Origin of the sequence: Nonomuraea sp. NPDC049400 (genome assembly GCF_044466425.1) — a bacterium.
In the GTDB taxonomy this organism is placed as follows: domain Bacteria; phylum Actinomycetota; class Actinomycetes; order Streptosporangiales; family Streptosporangiaceae; genus Nonomuraea.
The window spans coordinates 410,409-427,511 of sequence record NZ_JBITMP010000004.1 but is presented as its reverse complement, the minus strand read 5'-3'; the positions used below and the strand labels follow the sequence as shown (position 1 = coordinate 427,511).

The 17,103-nt window shown below is 68.2% G+C and carries 16 protein-coding genes; 4 read left to right on the top strand and 12 right to left on the bottom strand.

Features of this window, described 5'->3' with window-relative positions; genetic code table 11:
- Window positions 1-98 precede the first annotated feature (98 nt).
- A complete protein-coding gene (locus tag ACIBVN_RS08075) occupies window positions 99-1,445 on the bottom strand; it encodes a PLP-dependent aminotransferase family protein (RefSeq protein WP_397133895.1) in 1,347 nt (448 codons plus the stop codon).
- Window positions 1,446-1,600: 155 nt separating this feature from the next.
- Between ACIBVN_RS08075 and ACIBVN_RS08070 the strand changes: the two genes are divergently transcribed.
- A complete protein-coding gene (locus tag ACIBVN_RS08070; protein ID WP_349447684.1) occupies window positions 1,601-2,218 on the top strand; it encodes a GNAT family N-acetyltransferase in 618 nt (205 codons plus the stop codon).
- Between the two features lie 76 nt (window positions 2,219-2,294).
- Here the strand turns inward: ACIBVN_RS08070 and trxA are convergent, their stop codons facing one another.
- The 8 genes from trxA to ACIBVN_RS08030 all read right to left on the bottom strand — a co-directional run bounded on the left by trxA (window position 2,295) and on the right by ACIBVN_RS08030 (window position 11,082).
- Complete coding sequence (gene trxA, locus ACIBVN_RS08065) at window positions 2,295-2,609, bottom strand: thioredoxin (RefSeq protein ID WP_397133893.1); 315 nt, start codon at window positions 2,607-2,609, stop codon at window positions 2,295-2,297.
- Window positions 2,610-2,623: 14 nt separating this feature from the next.
- Complete coding sequence (gene trxB / locus ACIBVN_RS08060; protein WP_397133891.1) at window positions 2,624-3,556, bottom strand: thioredoxin-disulfide reductase; 933 nt, start codon at window positions 3,554-3,556, stop codon at window positions 2,624-2,626.
- Window positions 3,557-3,708: 152 nt separating this feature from the next.
- Window positions 3,709-4,617, bottom strand: a complete 909-nt coding sequence (locus tag ACIBVN_RS08055) for an anti-sigma factor family protein (RefSeq protein ID WP_397133889.1) — start codon at window positions 4,615-4,617, stop codon at window positions 3,709-3,711.
- Window positions 4,607-5,242, bottom strand: coding sequence for an RNA polymerase sigma factor SigM (gene sigM / locus ACIBVN_RS08050; RefSeq protein WP_185069557.1), 636 nt, complete (start codon window positions 5,240-5,242; stop codon window positions 4,607-4,609). Before sigM ends, ACIBVN_RS08055 begins: the two co-directional genes overlap by 11 nt.
- A gap of 15 nt (window positions 5,243-5,257) precedes the next feature.
- Complete coding sequence (locus ACIBVN_RS08045) at window positions 5,258-6,769, bottom strand: protein kinase family protein (protein ID WP_397133887.1); 1,512 nt, start codon at window positions 6,767-6,769, stop codon at window positions 5,258-5,260.
- 166 nt (window positions 6,770-6,935) lie between these two features.
- A complete protein-coding gene (gene murJ / locus ACIBVN_RS08040) occupies window positions 6,936-8,540 on the bottom strand; it encodes a murein biosynthesis integral membrane protein MurJ (protein ID WP_397133885.1) in 1,605 nt (534 codons plus the stop codon).
- Window positions 8,537-10,651, bottom strand: a complete 2,115-nt coding sequence (locus ACIBVN_RS08035; protein WP_397133883.1) for a DUF6049 family protein — start codon at window positions 10,649-10,651, stop codon at window positions 8,537-8,539. Before ACIBVN_RS08035 ends, murJ begins: the two co-directional genes overlap by 4 nt.
- Before the next feature lie 50 nt (window positions 10,652-10,701).
- Window positions 10,702-11,082: a YbaK/EbsC family protein gene (locus tag ACIBVN_RS08030; protein ID WP_397133881.1), complete on the bottom strand. Its 381-nt coding sequence runs from the start codon at window positions 11,080-11,082 to the stop codon at window positions 10,702-10,704.
- Window positions 11,083-11,368: 286 nt separating this feature from the next.
- Between ACIBVN_RS08030 and ACIBVN_RS08025 the strand changes: the two genes are divergently transcribed.
- Window positions 11,369-12,769 carry a CCA tRNA nucleotidyltransferase gene (locus ACIBVN_RS08025; RefSeq protein ID WP_397133920.1) on the top strand — a complete coding sequence of 467 codons (1,401 nt, stop codon included), beginning with the start codon at window positions 11,369-11,371 and terminating at the stop codon, window positions 12,767-12,769.
- Here the strand turns inward: ACIBVN_RS08025 and ACIBVN_RS08020 are convergent.
- Window positions 12,720-14,024, bottom strand: a complete 1,305-nt coding sequence (locus ACIBVN_RS08020) for an MFS transporter (RefSeq protein WP_397133880.1) — start codon at window positions 14,022-14,024, stop codon at window positions 12,720-12,722. The genes ACIBVN_RS08025 and ACIBVN_RS08020 overlap by 50 nt on opposite strands.
- A 108-nt stretch (window positions 14,025-14,132) precedes the next feature.
- On the opposite strand from ACIBVN_RS08020, the gene idi reads away from it, so the two are divergent.
- Window positions 14,133-14,717: an isopentenyl-diphosphate Delta-isomerase gene (gene idi, locus ACIBVN_RS08015; RefSeq protein WP_397133878.1), complete on the top strand. Its 585-nt coding sequence runs from the start codon at window positions 14,133-14,135 to the stop codon at window positions 14,715-14,717.
- Window positions 14,718-14,788: 71 nt separating this feature from the next.
- Here the strand turns inward: idi and ACIBVN_RS08010 are convergent, their stop codons facing one another.
- Window positions 14,789-15,868: an inositol-3-phosphate synthase gene (locus tag ACIBVN_RS08010; protein WP_349447673.1), complete on the bottom strand. Its 1,080-nt coding sequence runs from the start codon at window positions 15,866-15,868 to the stop codon at window positions 14,789-14,791.
- Window positions 15,869-15,881: 13 nt separating this feature from the next.
- Window positions 15,882-16,472 carry a helix-turn-helix transcriptional regulator gene (locus ACIBVN_RS08005; RefSeq protein WP_397133876.1) on the bottom strand — a complete coding sequence of 197 codons (591 nt, stop codon included), beginning with the start codon at window positions 16,470-16,472 and terminating at the stop codon, window positions 15,882-15,884.
- A 133-nt stretch (window positions 16,473-16,605) separates the two neighbouring features.
- On the opposite strand from ACIBVN_RS08005, the gene ACIBVN_RS08000 reads away from it, so the two are divergent.
- Window positions 16,606-16,992 carry a DUF5318 family protein gene (locus ACIBVN_RS08000; protein ID WP_397133874.1) on the top strand — a complete coding sequence of 129 codons (387 nt, stop codon included), beginning with the start codon at window positions 16,606-16,608 and terminating at the stop codon, window positions 16,990-16,992.
- The last annotated feature ends 111 nt before the right edge of the window (window positions 16,993-17,103 follow it).

Sequence of the window (17,103 nt, the reverse complement as noted above, 5' to 3'; positions counted from 1 at the left end):
TCGACCGAACCAGCTACAAGGCCACCATCAGCATCAACATCCACATGCCCGATGAACCTTGACAAACCAGCGTGAAGCCAAACTAAACGGCATTGGGACTAGGCCAGGTCCGGGCCGGGGGTGTCGACGCCCTGGTGGTCGCGGACCGAGCCGGTGCCGAACGTGTCCCGGAGTTGCATCTCCTGCTCGATCACCACGGCCAGCCGCCGCACCCCTTCCCTGATCCGGTCAGGCTCGGGGTAGCAGTACGAGAGCCGCATGTGCCGGGCGCCGCTCCCGTCCGAGTAGAACCCGGTCCCCGGCACGAACGCCACCCGCTCGGCCACCGCCCGCGGCAGGATGGCCTTCGAGTCGAGCCCTTCGGGGAGGGTCGCCCAGACGAAGAAGCCGCCGGCGGGACGGGTCCACGTCACCTCGGGGGGCATCAGGGAGTCGAGCGCGTCCAGGAGCGCGTCGCGGCGCTCGCGGTAGAGCTCCCTGAACGCCTTGATCTGCTCCTGCCACGGCTGCGTGGCGAGGTACTGGCCCACGGCCAGCTGAGTGAACGAGGAGTGCGAGAGCACGGCCGACTCCATGGCCAGCACGAGCTTGTCGCGGATGGCGTGCGGGGCCAGCGCCCAGCCGACGCGGAAGCCGGGGGCGAGGGTCTTGGAGAACGACCCCAGGTAGACCACGCCGTCCGGATTGTCGGCCCGCAGGGCCCGCATGGGCTCCCCGTCGAACCCGAGCAGTCCGTACGGGTTGTCCTCGATGATCAGAACCCCGGCCCGCTGGCAGATGTCGAGCACCTGCTGCCGGCGGGCGATGTTCAGGGTGACGCCGCCCGGGTTGTGGAAGGTCGGGATCGTGTAGAGGAACTTGATGGGCGCGCCGGCCGTCTCCAGGGCGTAGATGGTCTGGGCGAGCGACTCGGGCACGATGCCCTGATCGTCCATGGCGATATGAACGATTTTGGCCTGGTAGGCGGCGAACGTACCTAGCGCGCCCACGTACGAGGGACCCTCGGCGAGCACCACGTCGCCCGGGTCGATGAAGATGCGCGTGATCAGGTCGAGGGCCTGCTGCGAACCGACGGTGACGACCACGTCGTTCGCCCCGGCGTTGATCCCCTCCAGCCGCATGACCTCGCAGATCTGCTCGCGCAGATGCGGGTCGCCCTGGCCCGAGCCGTACTGGAGCGCGACGGGGCCGCGCCTGGTGACGAGCTCGGAGACCAGCTCGCCGACCATGTCGAGGGGAAGAGCCGTGACGTACGGCATGCCGCCGGCGAGCGAGACCACCTCGGGCCTCGACGCGACGGCGAAAAGAGCTCGGATCTCGGAGGCGACCATCCCGGTAGCTCGCGCGGCGTACCGATCGACGTAAGCGTCGATGCGCGACCCTTGAGTCGCGGGTGCCTGACCGTGATCCAGCTCTCCTGTCACGGCCCACCTCCTAGGTGTCATATCGGACTGAAATACCAGATTACGCTAACCGGACATGTCGCCCGTGACGGGCTCGACCGTCGTGGTGTCCGCTGGCTGCATCTTCACTGGGCTACGATGCCACCTGTGGACGCGGTTTTCGCGCGCTTTTCCGGGTCAACGACAGGGGGCCGTAGTTGTCGCGCCGGCTGGTCAACATAACCCTGGACAATCTTGATGATCTGCCGCGGCGCTGCCGCCGGTGCGTGTTCTGGGAGCTCGATCCGGTCAGCGGGGAGCGGGCGGTGGAGTCAGGCGATCCGGGGCTGGAGAAGGAAGCCTGGATCTCCGGCACGCTGCTCGAATGGGGCAGCTGCGGGAAAATCGTGTACGTCGACGGGGTGCCCGCCGGGTTCGTGCTCTACAGCCCGCCGCTCTACAGCCCTCGTTCCGTGGCCTTCCCCACCTCTCCGGTCAGCGCCGACGCGGTGCTGCTCATGACGGCGCACATCATTCCGGAGTTCTCGGGTGGCGGGCTGGGGCGAATGCTGATCCAGGGCGTGGCCAAAGACTTGACCAGGCGCGGGGTGAAAGCCATTGAAGCTTTTGGCGACCTCAAGTGGGAAGAGCCTAGTTGCGTAGTTCCAGCTGAATACTTGCTTTCTGTGGGGTTTAAGACGGTTCGTCCGCATTTGCGTTTTCCGCGACTCCGGCTGGAGCTCAAGACCGCCGTCTCGTGGCGTGAGGACGTCGAGGTGGCCTTGGAACGCCTCCTGGGCTCCATGAGTCCCGAACGCGCGCTACGTCCCGTCTGACGACTTCTCAGCGCCGTACAACGCGAAAGCCCCCCGCCATGGGCAGGGGGCCGGGCGCGCGCCGCGGGAGAGCGGACTAGATGATGCCGTCGAGCTCGCGAAGCAGCATGGCCTTCGGCTTGGCGCCGATGATCTGCTTCACGACCTCTCCGTTCTTGTAGACGTTCATCGTCGGGATCTGGAGCACACCGTACTGGCGCGGAACCTCCGGGTTCTCGTCGATGTTGAGCTTGACGATCTCCAACTTGTCGCCGTGCTCGTTGGCGATCTCCTGGAGGATGGGCGCGACCTGACGGCAGGGGCCGCACCACTCGGCCCAGAAATCGACCAGCACGGGCTTGTCGCTCTTGAGGACGTCAGCTTCGAAAGAGGCGTCGGTGACAGCCTTCACGGTGCGCTCCTTAATCACTTCTCGGTGTTGGCCAGCCAGCGCTCGGAGTCGAGCGAGGCCGAGCAGCCGGTGCCGGCCGCGGTGATGGCCTGGCGGTAGGTGTGGTCGACGACGTCTCCCGCGGCGAACACGCCGTCGATGTTGGTCGCAGTGGACGGCGCGGCCACCTTGATGTAGCCGTTCTCGTCGAGATCGATCTGCCCCTTGACCAGCTCGGTACGCGGATCGTGCCCGATAGCCAGGAACAACGCGTCAGTGGCCAGCTCGCATTCCTCGCCCGTCTTGACGTTGCGCAGCTTCACGGCCTCGACGTGGGTGTCGCCGAGCACGTCGACAACCTCGGAGTCCCAGACGAAGCGGATCTTCTCGTTCGCGAACGCCCGCTCCTGCATGATCTTGCTGGCGCGCAGCGAGTCGCGGCGGTGCACTACGGTCACCATGCGGCCGAACCTGGTGAGGAACGTGGCCTCCTCCATCGCCGTGTCGCCGCCGCCGACGACCACGATGTCCTTGTTGCGGAAGAAGAAGCCGTCACAGGTCGCACACCAGGACACGCCGTGCCCCGACAGGCGCTTTTCGTTCTCCAGGCCGAGCTCCCGGTAACCGGACCCCATCGCCAGGATGACGGACTTGGCGTAGTAGGTGTCGGTGTGGGTCTTGACGACCTTGGGGTTGGCCTCCAGGTCCACCTCGACCACGTCGTCGGCCACCAGCTCGGCGCCGAACCGCTCGGCCTGCTTGCGCAGGTTGTCCATGAGATCGGGGCCCATGATGCCGTCGGGGAAACCGGGGAAGTTCTCCACGTCGGTGGTGTTCATGAGTGCGCCGCCGGCTGTGACGGAGCCCTCGAAGACCAGCGGCTTGAGCTCGGCGCGCGCGGAGTAGACGGCCGCGGTGTAGCCAGCTGGGCCGGATCCAATAATGATCACGTTACGAACGTCGCTCAACGCTCCACGCCTTCCTCGTCTGCTGTTGCACCGGCGTCAACAGATCCTAGGCCGCCGTGATTCCCTGCCCTACACACAACGCCCCTACACAGCGAAAGAGCCCGCCAGAATGCGGGCTCTTTCACCATGAATCTTCTCAAAAGCGCACGTTGCTACCAGTGGCCCAGGGCGGGCTTACGGAGGTTCTTGCAGTTGAACGGGTCAACGATGTCGATGCGCAGCTTCTTGGTGGCCTTGTCCTTCCAGGACGCCACGACGAGGGCCTCCTGTCCGTTGTACTGGCCCTGGTCGACCGCGTACGTCGGCAGCTTCGACCGGCTCGCCACCCGGCTCACGCACTTGTCGACCTTGCCGGCGTCGTCGGAGCCGTCCAGCACCATGCGCTGGAAGCCGAACATGCCTTCGAGCGGCTGGCGCAGGTCCTGGTCGCTGTAGTTGTGGCCGCTGTCGGTCAGCGCGTAGGACTTGGCCCGCTGTCCGACCTTCGACGGAGTCGAGGGCGCAGACGAAGGCGCGGGCTTGGCCTCGACGCCACCGGTCTGAACCTTGGCGCCACCGCCGCTGCTGCTCACGAGCAGGCTGGTCGAGGTCACGATCGTGCCCACCACGGCGGCTGCCGCGGCTGCCGCGATCGCGGGCATCGCCCACCGGCGCCGCCGCGAGGCTCTGCGCTTGGCCGGGACGATCGTGCCGTCGTCGGAGACGACGCCGAGGCGTACCGGCTGGGGGGCTTCTTCCGCGGCCACCTCGACCGGCTGCTCCCACGGGGCGTCCCGCATGAGCTCGTCCCAGTCAGGTGCTTCCGCGAGGCCGACACCTCCCCGCCGGGACTCCGCCTCGGCGGCCAAGGCCTTGTCGATGCGCAGTGCGACACCCATCGGCATGGCCGGTGTGGGGGTCGCCGCGAGCACCTCGCGAACCGCCGCCAGGTCTGCCAGCAGCTCCCCACAGGGGTCGCAGACCGCGAGATGCCCGCGGACCTGGCGCGCCGTGTCGACGTCTAGGAGATCCTCGGCCAGCTCGGCCAGGATGTCCAGATCGTAGTGCGTATCACCCGTCACGAAGTTCTGCTCCCTTCGCGGATGAGACGCGATTGAGGTCCGATCGGTTCCGCAGATGCGAAAGAATTGGGGCAAGTTTCGCGCGCCCCCGCGCGCACCTGCTCTTCACCGTGCCGCTCGGCACTTGGAGCACCTGAGCTGCGTCTTCGACCGAGTAGCCCATCATGTCGACGAGCACCAGCGCCGCCCGCTGGTCGCTGGGCAGCAGTTTGAGCGCGGCCGAAACCTCCATCGAGACCTCGCGCTCGACGGTCTGGTCAGGCAGGGGGGTTTCACGCTCGGCGGCCTCGATGAGCTCGTCGTCCGCGACGGGCCTGACCGATTTGCGGCGCATCCTGTCGAGGCAGGCGTTGACCACGATCCGGTGGAGCCAGGTCGTGACGGCCGCCTCGCCGCGAAACGTGGCGGCCTTGCGGTACGCGGAGACGAAGGCATCCTGCACGGCGTCGGCGGCCTCGTCAGGGTCACCGAGCGTACGCAGGGCGACCGCCCACATGCGATCGCGATGCCTCTTGACGATTTCGCTGAAGGCGTGTGGATCCCCGTTGATATGCGCGGTCAGCAGCTCGGCGTCTGTGACCGCCGGCCGCTCCGCTGCTGAGGGTGTCTCGGGTGGGGAGTTCACAAGAGGGATTCCTGATTATGCCGATCCGGGAGAGTGCACCACTACTTCATAGATGGTGCCATGAAAGTTGCCCGCATCCGCCGGAACACGAGTAAACCAGATCAAAACGTACTGACCCGTTGCCGGTTGATCAGGGGTCAGCGTGGTCTTGCCTGCCGCGTTCTTCTCGGTGGCCACCGTCTTCAGCGAGCCGAGCTCCGGCGAGTCGCCCACCTTGAGCTCGACCGTCGCACCCGGAGCATTAGCCAGCGTAGCGACCACGTCGCTGATCTGCATGGACTTGCCCATGTCGAGCAGCAGGCCGACGCCCTCCTTGAGGTTGCCTAGGTCGGCGCTGGTGTACCCCTCTGTCTTCCACAGGGTGCTGGGCTTGCCGTCGATGGCCAGCTCGGCCATGTCGGACTTCTCGTCCTTGTCGCCGAGCGGGTCGAACCCCTGCGCCCTCTTCGGCTTGACGACCTGGGTCTCGGCCGAGGCCGACGTGGAGGCGCTGGGGCCGGTGTTTTTCGCCTCAGGCGTGGTCGGGCTGCCCAGGCTGCGGCCGATCGTCCAGGCGCCGACGCCGACGGCCGCGATGACGAGCAGCACGACCAGCGTCATCAGCACCCGGTTGAGCGTGCTGCCGCCGCCGCTGCGCGGGGGGCGCGGCGTGGGCGGCAGCGGCGGGACCGTGAGCTGCTGGCGGTGCGCGATGTCCAGGCCCTCGGTGTGGGAGGCGGAGGCCACCGCGGGCGTGGAGGGGTAGGCGATCGGGATGGGCATGGGTCTGGCCACCCCGGCCAGCGCCTCTGCCACGTCGGACGGGCTGGCCAGCGCGCCCTGGCCCCTGCGGGCCTCGGGCAGGCACGAGCGTACGGTGACCGTGTCGAGGTAGCTCGGCACGCCGGCGGTGACCTGGCGCGGCGTGCAGAAGTGGCCGTCGGTCATGGGGGCCGCGGGCAGCCCGCCCTCTTCCTCGTCACCCGGCCAGTGGCCGGTCAGCCCGGCGTACAGCAGCCGGCCGAGGCCCTCGGCGTCGTCGAGCGCCGGCTGGTCGGTGGTGAGCCCGGACAGCGCCGCGTCGACGGCCACGCCGAGCACCTTGACCGTGTTGCCGGTCGTCCACACCAGGTGGGAGGGGCGCAGGCACAGGTGGTAGAGCCGCGCCTCGTGGGCGTGCGCGAGCGCCTCCGCGGCCTCGGCCACCAGCCCGGCCGCCCGCTCGGGCTCCAGCGGGCCGGAGGCGAGCAGGTCGGTCAGCGACTCGCCGGTGACCCACTCGCTGACGACGTAAGCGGCTTTGTCCTCCTCCGCTGCGTCGAACACCTGCGTCAGGCGCGGGTCGGTCAGCCTGCTCGCGGCGCGGGCGGCGGTGACCACCTCGTGGACGCGGGGGAAGTCGGGCGAGAACGTGTGGACGGCCACGGGACGCGCGAGTATCTCGTCGATGGCCTTCCACAACGTGGCGCCGTCGGACTCGCTGACGCGGTCCTCGAGCCGGAAGCGCTCTGCCAGACGGGTGCCGGGTTCGACGGCCGACGTGCTCACAGGCTCACTCCGCTTGGCCGATCAGGCGTGCTCATGACTCGAATCACCTGCGTGGTGGTGTCCCACGAAGGCACGCTATGCCGGGTGGATCCGCCCACGCCCCTCCTGCTTCCATTCGCGCGTGTCGCGCACCATGGTAGTGCCGAGTGGATTCGGCCCGCGTTCTTTACCGACCTACCCGCCCCGCGACCATCCCAACGATGGAATTGACCTCCGGGATGCGCATTCTGTGGGCGACGCCGAGATAGAGCAGCAATCCCAGGCCTCCCCCGACAGCAAGCACGATCAGGGAATTGACGAACCCTAGCCCGGTGAACACCCCCGTGGCCACCCAGACCGCCGCCAGCGCCACCACGGCGGTGGGCATGGCCGCGAGGTACATCCTGGTCAGCGCCATGCCGATGGTCCAGCCGCCCAATCCGCGAACCCGGCGGCTGGCCAGCCACCAGGCCCCGAGCGCCCCCAGCGCGTACGCGATGGCGTACGCGAGCGCCAGCCCCATCACGGCGTACCGGGCCGGCAGCAGCGCGTTGAACACCACCATGAGCAGCGCGTTGACCGCGGTCGTGCCGGCGCCGATGAACACCGGCGTGCGGGTGTCGCCGAAGCTGTAGAAGACCCGCAGCAGCAGCTGGAACAGCGCGAACGGCACCAGCGCGAGCCCGTACACCTGCAGCACGTTGCCGATGTAGACGGCGTCGGCGACGCTGTTGGCGCCGTGGCCGTAAATGGGCACGGCGATCGCCGGCCCGAGCACCATGAGCAGCAGCGACACCGGCACCATGAGCGAGCAGATCAGCCGCACGCTCGAGCCGAACTCGCTGCGCACGTCGTCGAGCCGCCCTTCGCCGACGGCCCGGCTCATCCTGGGCAGCATGGCGGTGATCACCGAGACGCCGATGACGCCGTACGGGAGCTGGAAGAGCTGGAACGCCAGCGTGTACGAGCTGATGCCGTGGCCGTCCACCACGTCGCCCGCCGCGCTGGCCAGGTTGGTGGTCAGCATGAAGCCGAGCTGGGTGACGATCACGTAGCCGATCGTCCAGACACCGGCCTTGCCCATCTCGCCCAGCCGGGCGTTGCGCACGTCGAAGCGGGGCACGAAGGCGAACCCGACCCGCTTGAGCGCGACGATCAGGATGGCCGCCTGTGCCACGATGCCCGCCGTGGTGCCCAGGCCGAGCAGCACCAGGTCGCCGGTGGTGACCTGACCGATGTCGCGTGCGCCGCCGACCATGACGTAGATCAGGAACACGCCGATGACGACCAAATTGTTGACCACCGGCGCCCACATGGGGGCACCGTAGCGGTCGCGCGTGTTGAGTATGGCGCCCGCCACCGCGCCCACGCCGAAGAAGGCGAGCTGCGGCAGGATGAAGCGGGCCAGCATGACCGCGGCCTCGAATTTGTCGCTGCCCGCGTCCCAGTCGGTGTAGAGGTCGATCAGCAGCGGCGCGCCGAACACCGCCACCACCGCGACCGCGATCAGCGCCACCGCGGAGATCGTCAGCAGCCGCTGCTCGTACGCCCGGCCACCGTCGGGGTCGTGCTGCTGCGCCCGGACGATCATCGGGACCACAACGCTGCTCAGCACGCCGAGGAGCAGCAGGTCGAGGATGCTGTACGGGATCGCGTACGCCGCGTTGTAGGAGTCGCCCAGCGCCCTGGTGCCGATGGCGTAGGCCAGCACCATGGTCCGCACGAAGCCCGTGACTCTGGACACCATCGTGCCGGCCGCCATGATGGCGCCGGCCCGAAGCATGCGGCTCATACGGTCTCACTCTCCCGGGTCTTGGCTGCGCGCGCGACCTTCCGCTCCGACCTGCGCCGCAGCACCCGCGTCACCGCGGCGGCGAGCATCACGGTCAGTGCGGCACCCACGATCACCGAGGCGATGCCGGTGTAGCCGGTCGTACGGATGATCAGCCGCTGCGGCTTGCCGTACGGCTGCCCGTCGGCGGTCTTGAGCTGCACGGTCACCGTCGCGTCACCGCTGCCGCCGGCGGCGGCGTTCATATCCACCTGGACCGTGCCGCTCTGCCCGCCGCCGATCCTCAGCAGCTCCTTCGGCGAGGTGACCCGCAGCAGCTCGGGGTTGTTGGACGTGACGTCGATGTAGAGGGCGATGGGGACTCCCAGCGAGTTCTTCACGCTGATCGGCACCACGCCGTTGCTGCCCGCCAGCGTGCGTGGCCGGTCGGGACCCGCTCCCGTGATCTGGATCTTGTCGATCCGCTCCGTCACCGCCGCGTCGACCAGCTTGGTCACCGAGCGGCCCACCCGGGTGTTGTTGCGCCACGCCGACGAGGTCAGCCTGAGCACCGCCGCGTCGAAGCCGGAGGCGATCTTGTCGGCCGTGATCAGGGAGGTGAGCTGCGCCTTCGAGGTGACGTCCCGGACCGGGGCGAGGTATTTCGCGCTCAGCTCTTCCTTGCGGTCCTGGTCGGTGTAGGTCAGCCCGGCGCGCGGGACGGCCAGCCTGGTCGGCTTGAGCGACTCCAGCTGGGTCAGCCGCAGCCAGGGCAGCTTCTCCGCGGTCTTCATCAGCTCGGTGACGAGCTTCGGGTTGGGGTCCCAGCGGCGCGACGGGGCGATGACGATCGACCTGGGCGAGGTCTGGCCGGGCTCCGCGGCGATCACCGCGGTCTCGGCGATGAAGCGTTGCGTGCTGAGCAGCATCGACGTGCTGGCGGTCGGCTCGAACAGCTTGCTGAGCTCGGCGTCGGCGACCAGGGCGGTGACGGGCCCGTTCACCGAGTCGAGCGTGCCGGCGGCGTCGGGCGTGAACGGCACGGGTGGCTGCGGCGGCAGGTTGGTGGGGTTGAGCAGGACCTTGTCGACCTTGTCCGTGCTGACGGAGAGCAGGTCGAGCGCGTCGGCGTCGAGCAGACCCGCGGGCGGCCAGTTGACGTTGGTCTTGACCTCGCGCCCGAGCTGTGCCGCGAGCTTCTGCTTGCCCAGCGCGATCGCCTTGCCGGGCTGCGCGTCCAGCCCCTGGTGGGCGAGCGCGGCCACGTCAGGATCGGCGTACGGGACCGCGAACACCGGAGAGGCGGCCAGCGCGGTTCGCATGGTCGTCAGCCAGCTCGCGGCCTCGGCGCTGGCCGGCTTGTCCTGTACGCCGTCCTTCTTGGTCTTGACCTGGTATTTCCCCTTCATCGCGGTGAGATCGTCGAGCAGTCCCGGCTCGACGAACCAGGTGACGTTCTTGGGCGCCGCCTGCGCGATGGCCGCCAGATCGGCGAGTCGTCCCTTGCCGCTGATCGACTGGCTCAGCTTGTCGTCCACGAACTGGGGGCCGTCGGTCGCCCGGTGCGGCTGGTCGATGACGGGCAGGGCGATGGCGAGCTTGTTGCGCGGCAGCTTCGGCACCGTGGGCGGCGCGTAGGTGACGTACGTGCGCTGCGCGGTGATGCCCACGTTGTACTGGGACACTTCCACGGCCACCGGGTAGACCCCGAACGAGGGGACCGCAGGGGAGGTGAGCTGCATGGGCGTCGCGGTGAACTCCCAGCGCACCTGAGCGCCCGCGGCCAGCGCCGGGATGTCGTAGCGGGAGGTGGGGGAGGCGCTGCCCGGAAGTGTCGCGGGGTTCTGGTCGCCCTGGTAGGCGGCCATGGTGGCGCGGTCGGTGAACTTCTGTGGCGAGTAGCGCAGGCGTACGCTCAGGCCGGTCATCGGCGCGCTGCCGTCGTTGCGGAGCGTGCCGGTGAACTTGATCACATCGGTACGCGCGGTCGGCACCTGTGGCGTGATCGACGAGATCGAGACGGACAGAGTCTGCCTGCTCGCCTTCTCGATCTTCGTGGCAGCCGCGCCGGGCGCGGTCGCCACCACGGTGAGGGCGAGCAACGCGAAGAGCAGCGTGGCCTTACGGATCACGCGTATGCCCGAGCTGGAGTACGACGACGCACGCCCGCAATGGTACGGGTTCAGTGCCGCCGCGCGACCGCCTCGCGTGATCCTTTCGCCCGGAGGTCGACCATCTTGCCTGGCAGGAGTGCCAACAGGTCGAGCGCGCGCAAGGTGAGCGCGGTGTGCCGTTCGCCGGTGGCGGTGTGGACGAGATCGTCGTCGTCGAGCAGCCGGTCGTCGATGAACATGGGCAGCGACTCCGGCAGCAGCAGCGGGCACACCAGCCCGCTCGCGTAGTCGGTGGCCGCGTTGACGACGTGGGCGGGGGCCGGTCGCACCCGCCGCATGCCCAGGATCCCGCCGACGGCTCCCAGCGGCGGCGGCGCCGACACGGGGGAGGTGAATCCGATGACGACCTCGCGGCCGACCCTCGTGGCGACCTCGAGCACAGTGACCATCAGGCACCTGTCCGGTGCCGCTGAGACCGCCTCAGGCAGATCTTCCGCGCAAGTCATGGGGCGCGGAAGGCGTACGATCTCATGATGGACCTGGTGTGCGAGGAGCCAGCGGTGGATCGCGAGGGCGTCCTTCATATAGTCCTCCTTGCCTTGTTCCATGGCCCCCGACGGTCCCAAGACCGACGGTAACCCCGACCCGATGTGGCTCGGGGGATATGTTTCGGCAGCACAAGAAGGACCTATCCGCTTGTCCGACTCAACTCTGACTGACAGCCAGCAGCGAGCCATGACGGACCTGTTCCGCAAGATCGCGCCGGTGGCCGACGAGCTCGGCCGCCTCTTCGCCGTGCACGGCCACGAGCTTGCCCTCGTCGGCGGCCCCGTACGCGACCTGCTGCTCGCCCGCATCGGCAACGACCTCGACCTGACCACCGACGCCCGCCCAGAGCGGGTGCTGGAGATCGTCAGGGACTGGGCCGACTCCGTCTGGACGATCGGGATCGACTTCGGCACCGTGGGGCTGCGCAAGGGCAGCTGGCTGATCGAGATCACGACGTACCGGAGCGAGTCGTACGACCCGAAGTCGCGCAAGCCCGAGGTCATGTACGGCGAGACGCTCGAAGAGGACCTGGAGCGGCGCGACTTCGCGGTCAACGCGATGGCCGTGCGGCTGCCGGGGCACGAGTTCGCCGATCCCTACGGCGGGCTCGGTGACCTGAAGGCCAAGGTGCTGCGCACGCCGGGCACGCCCGAGCAGTCCTTCGGCGACGACCCGCTGCGCATGCTGCGGGCCGCCAGGTTCGCCTCACAGCTCGAGTTCAGCGTCCACGAGAGCGCCGTGGCGGCGATGACCGCGATGGCCGAGCGCATCGAGATCGTCTCGGCCGAGCGCATCCGCGACGAGCTCGACAAGCTCGTCTGCGGCGCCAACCCGCGCGAGGGGCTGCGGCTGCTCGTCGAGACCGGTCTGGCCGCCCACGTGCTGCCCGAGCTGCCCAAGCTGCGCCTGGAGATCGACGAGCACCATCGGCACAAGGACGTCTACGAGCACACGCTGACCGTGCTCGACCAGGCCATCGCGCAGGAGGAGGACGGCAAGCCGGACCGGGTCCTGCGCTGGGCGGCGCTCCTGCACGACATCGGCAAGCCGAAGACGCGCCGCCACGAGGCAGGCGGGCGGGTGTCGTTCCACCACCACGAGGTGGTCGGCGCGCAGATGACCAAGAAGCGGATGACCGAGCTGAAGTTCCCCAAGGACGTGGTCTCGGACGTCGCGCGGCTGGTGGAGCTGCACCTGCGCTTCCACGGCTACGGCACGGGGGAGTGGACCGACAGCGCCGTACGCCGCTACGTGCGCGACGCCGGTCACTTGTTGGACCGGCTGCACAAGCTGACCAGGGCCGACTGCACCACGCGCAACAAGCGCAAGGCCGCGGCACTGTCGCGCACCTACGACCACCTCGAGGAGCGCATCGCCAGGCTCGCCGAGGCGGAGGAGCTGGCCAAGATCCGCCCCGAGCTGGACGGCAACGAGATCCAGCGCGTCCTCGGCATCGGGCCTGGGCCGGTGGTGGGGCGGGCCTACAAGTTCCTGCTCGACCTCAGGCTCGACAAGGGCATGATCGGCAAGGAGGCGGCTATCGAGGCGTTGAGGGAGTGGGCCGGGTCGAACGGCCTTGGCGGGTGATCATCCGGTAGACGAGCGCCGCCACGGGGTAGCCGACCGAGATGATCGCGACGGCGAGGTAGGACTTGCCGTCGGCGGGCAGGATCACCGCCGACAGGGCCGCGGCCAGCACGTACATGCCGTTGAAGAGCATGTCGTAGACGGAGAACGCCCGGCCCAGGTAGATGTCCTCGACGTCGCGCTGGACCGTGGTGTCGGCGCAGATCTTGACGCTCTGCCCGGCCACCCCGAGCACGAACCCGGCCACGGGCAGCCCCCACTCCTGGAACGGCAGCACCAGCGCGGCCGTCAGCACCCCGGCCGCCGACAGCGCGATCGGCACCCACCGCTCGATCGTGAACCGTTCGGTCGCGTACGGGGTGATGACCACCGCGAGGAAATAGCCCACGCCGGACGTGGCCACGACCAGGCTGACCCCGCGTAGCGCGGCGTCGGGGTCGCCGTCGGTGAAGTAGTAGCGGTAGAGGATGATGCCGAGTGCGGTCGCCATGCCGTAGAGGAAGCGGTGCGCGGCCATCGCCCCCATGGTGGCGGCGGCCATGCGGCGGTGAACCAGGTGCCTGACACCGTCGGCCAAGCCGATCAGCACGTTGCGCATGGCCTCGCGCGCCTGCGGCCTCTTGGGGTCGTACTCGGGGCCGAGCAGGTCGCGCCCCATCGTCCGCGCCATCAGCGCGCTCATCCCGAACACCACGCCGGAGGTCACCAGCAGCAGCGCGACGCCCCGGTCGGCGCTGCCGAACACCTCGCGCAGCAGGAACCCCACGCCCGCGCCCACGAACGTCAGCACGGTGCCGGAGGTGGGGGTGACCGCGTTGGCCGCCAGCAGCCGGTCCGCCGGCACCACGTGCGGCAGCGAGGCGCCGAGCGCGGCCAGGAAGAACCTGTTGACGCCCAGCACGGCGAGCGCCGCCGCGTAGAACACCGGATCCGGCACGTCCGCGGCGACCAGCCCCGCCGTGACCAGCAGCAGCGCGCCGCGCACGATGGGCGCGACCACCAGGATCTGCCGCCGCGACCAGCGGTCGATGAACACGCCGACGAAGGGCCCGAGCACGCTGTACGGCAGCAGCAGCACGGCCAGCCCGACGGCCACTTCGAGCGCGGTCGTCTGGCTCTCCGGGCTGAAGAAGGCGAAGCCCGTCACCCCGAACTGGAAGATCCCGTCGGAGAACTGCGAGATCAGCCGGGTGGCGAACAACCTCCGGAAATCATGGCCCCGCAGCACCACGCGCAGGTCGGCGACGAACGACACGCGGCAAGCCTAGCCCTCCGCACGTCGCATACGATGCCGGGGAGTTATTGAGGCAGCAGGTGGCTCGCGGGTTCCGAGCGGTCGTCATGATCTCGTACGCTTCATAGCGTGACGATTGAGGAACACGTTGTGCTGGTCGACGGTGACGGCCGTGCACTCGGCACCGCGCCCAAGTCCGAGGTGCACGGCCGTGAGACGCCCCTTCATCTGGCGTTCTCCAGCTACGTCTTCGATCACGAAGGCCGCGTGCTGCTCACCAGGCGGGCCGACCACAAAGTCACCTGGCCGGGGGTCTGGACCAACAGCTGCTGCGGCCACCCGCTGCCGGGCGAGCCGGTGGACCGGGCGGTCGCGCGCCGGCTCTCCTACGAGCTGGGGTTGACGGTGGAGAGCGTCGACCTGATGCTGCCGACCTTCGCCTACCGCGCCGTCATGGCCAACGGGATCGTCGAGCACGAGCTCTGCCCGGTCTACCGCGCCACGGTGTCCGCGCCTGTCGTGCCCAACCCGGAGGAGGTGGGGGAGACGCGGTGGATGCCGTGGAAGGAGTTCGCGGAAGGGGTCCTCAATGGGTTGCTGGCGATCTCGCCCTGGTGCCGGGAGCAGGTGCCGCTGCTGGACGAGCTCGGGTCCGACCCGATGGCCTGGCAACCCGCCTCACCGTCCGCACTGCCGCCCGCGGCGCGCCTGTAGAAGGCGCCTGACGCGGGCAAAAGGACGGCGCCGCACCCCGTACCGAGGGGGCGCGGCGCCGTGTCAGCGGGTCAGCGCTCGACCTCGCCCCTGATGAACTTCTCGACGTACTCGCGAGCCTCGTCGTCCGAGAACTGCTTCGGCGGCGACTTCATGAAGTACGAGGAAGCCGACAGGATGGGCCCGCCGATGCCCCGGTCGAGGGCGATCTTGGCGGCGCGGACCGCGTCGATGATGATCCCCGCCGAGTTGGGCGAGTCCCAGACCTCCAGCTTGTACTCCAGATTGAGCGGCGTGTCGCCGAACGACCGCCCCTCCAGCCGCACGTAGGCCCACTTACGGTCGTCCAGCCACGGCACGTGGTCCGACGGACCGATGTGCACGTCCGCCTTGCCCATCTCGTGCGGGATCTGCGAGGTGACCGACTGCGTCTTGGAGATCTTCTTGGACTGGAGCCGCTGCCGCTCCAGCATGTTCATGAAGTCCATGTTGCCGCCGAAGTTGAGCTGGTACGTGCGCAGCAGCTCCACCCCGCGGTCCTCGAACAGCTTGGCCAGCACGCGGTGCGTGATCGTGGCCCCGACCTGCGACTTGATGTCGTCGCCGACGATCGGCACCCCGGCCTCGGTGAACTTCTCCGCCCAGACCGGGTCCGATGCGATGAAGACCGGCAGCGCGTTCACGAACGCCACGCCGGCGTCGATGGCGCACTGCGCGTAGAAGCGGTCCGCCTCCTCCGAGCCCACCGGCAGATAGGACACCAGGACGTCGACCTGGTTGTCACGGAGCACCTGGACCACGTCGACGGGAGCCTCGTCGGACTCCTCGATGATCTCCCGGTAGAACTCACCCAGGCCGTCGAAGGTATGGCCGCGCTGGACGGTCACCCCCGTGGGCGGCACGTCGCAGATCTTGATCGTGTTGTTCTCGCTGGCGACGATCGCCTCCGAGAGGTCGCGGCCGACCTTCTTGGCGTCCACGTCGAACGCGGCGACGAACTCGACGTCGCCGACGTGGTAGTCGCCGAACTTCACGTGCATGAGGCCCGGGACCCGTACGTCCGGGTCGGCGTCCTTGTAGTAGTGAACGCCCTGGACCAGCGACGACGCGCAGTTGCCGACACCGACAATGGCCACGCGAACCGAACCCATCGCACTCGCTCCCTTACTCATCAGTTGACGTGGTATTTCTTTCGGGCCCCTCCTCTGACGAGGCCCGACGCTCCGTTGCGATCAGCTCGTTCAGCCAGCGCACCTCGCGCTCGACCGACTCGAGCCCATGACGCTGCAGCTCGAGCGTGTAACTGTCGAGACGCTCCCTGGTGCGCGCCAGCGCCGTGCGCACCGCGTCGAGCCGCTCCTCCAGCCGGCTACGGCGTCCTTCGAGAATGCGCAGGCGCACCTCGGCCTCGGTGTGGCGGAAGAACGCGAAGTGCACACCGAAGCTCTCGTCCTCCCAGGCGGAAGGACCGGCCTGCGTCAGCAGCTCCTGCAGCCGTTCCTTGCCCTCCGCGGTCAGCTTGTAAACGATCTTCGATCTGCCGCCGACGATCGTGGCAGGAGCGGGCTGCTCCTCCGCGATGAGGCCCTGAGCCAGAAGCGATCGCAGACAGGGGTACAGCGAACCGTAGGAGAACGCGCGGAACATCCCCAGCAGGGCGTTGAGCCGTTTGCGCAGCTCATAGCCGTGTAGCGAAGTCTCGTGCAGCGACCCGAGCACGGCCAGCTCCAAGACCCTGCCCTGTCCGCCGGCCACCGGAACCGCCTCCTCTCGCATCGATGTATCGAGCCGATACATCCCGAGGATACGTCGCCCCGCTATATCGCTGCAATCTGTGAATCTGCCAAGCCGTTGGGATGGAGTCGCAAAACGCCGTAGTCTGGCGCTCATGTGGTCACAGAGAAGGGTGGTGGATTACGGCCTGGCGAAACGGGCGGTAGTCCGATCCCTGCGTGCGGGGCGAGCCTCGCGCGGCGATGTCTGTGACGCACAGCCGTACCTCCTTCGCGCGGCGCGCTATTTCGGCGAGCCGACCGAACGCCTCTGCCCGGTCTGCGAGAGGGAGAACGTCACCAACGTGACCTATGTCTACGGCGATTCGCTAGGACGGCATGCCGGTCAGGCAAAGGTCGCGTCAGAACTCGTCGCAATGGCACATGATTACGATGAGTTCCGCGTGTACGTGGTCGAGGTCTGCCAAGGTTGTTCCTGGAACCACCTGACGGTTTCGTACATCCTTGGCAACGGACCGCCTGACTCCGCTGGCCAAGAGTGATGACCGAGGGCGGCGAGAACCTCACGCCCAACCGCCGTTTATGTTCCGACGACGATGCGAGGACGTGTGAGTAACAGCATGAATGAGGGGACCGGCCGCCCGGGAAGGCGC

Coding starts and splice junctions, on each gene's coding strand:
- ACIBVN_RS08075 (WP_397133895.1), bottom strand. CDS start 1,445: ATGACACCTAGGAGGTGGGCCGTGACAGGAGAGCTGGATCACGGTCAG.
- murJ (WP_397133885.1), bottom strand. CDS start 8,540: ATGAGCCGCATGCTTCGGGCCGGCGCCATCATGGCGGCCGGCACGATG.
- ACIBVN_RS08030 (WP_397133881.1), bottom strand. CDS start 11,082: ATGGTCACTGTGCTCGAGGTCGCCACGAGGGTCGGCCGCGAGGTCGTC.
- ACIBVN_RS08025 (WP_397133920.1), top strand. CDS start 11,369: ATGACGGACCTGTTCCGCAAGATCGCGCCGGTGGCCGACGAGCTCGGC.
- ACIBVN_RS08010 (WP_349447673.1), bottom strand. CDS start 15,868: ATGGGTTCGGTTCGCGTGGCCATTGTCGGTGTCGGCAACTGCGCGTCG.
- ACIBVN_RS08000 (WP_397133874.1), top strand. CDS start 16,606: ATGTGGTCACAGAGAAGGGTGGTGGATTACGGCCTGGCGAAACGGGCG.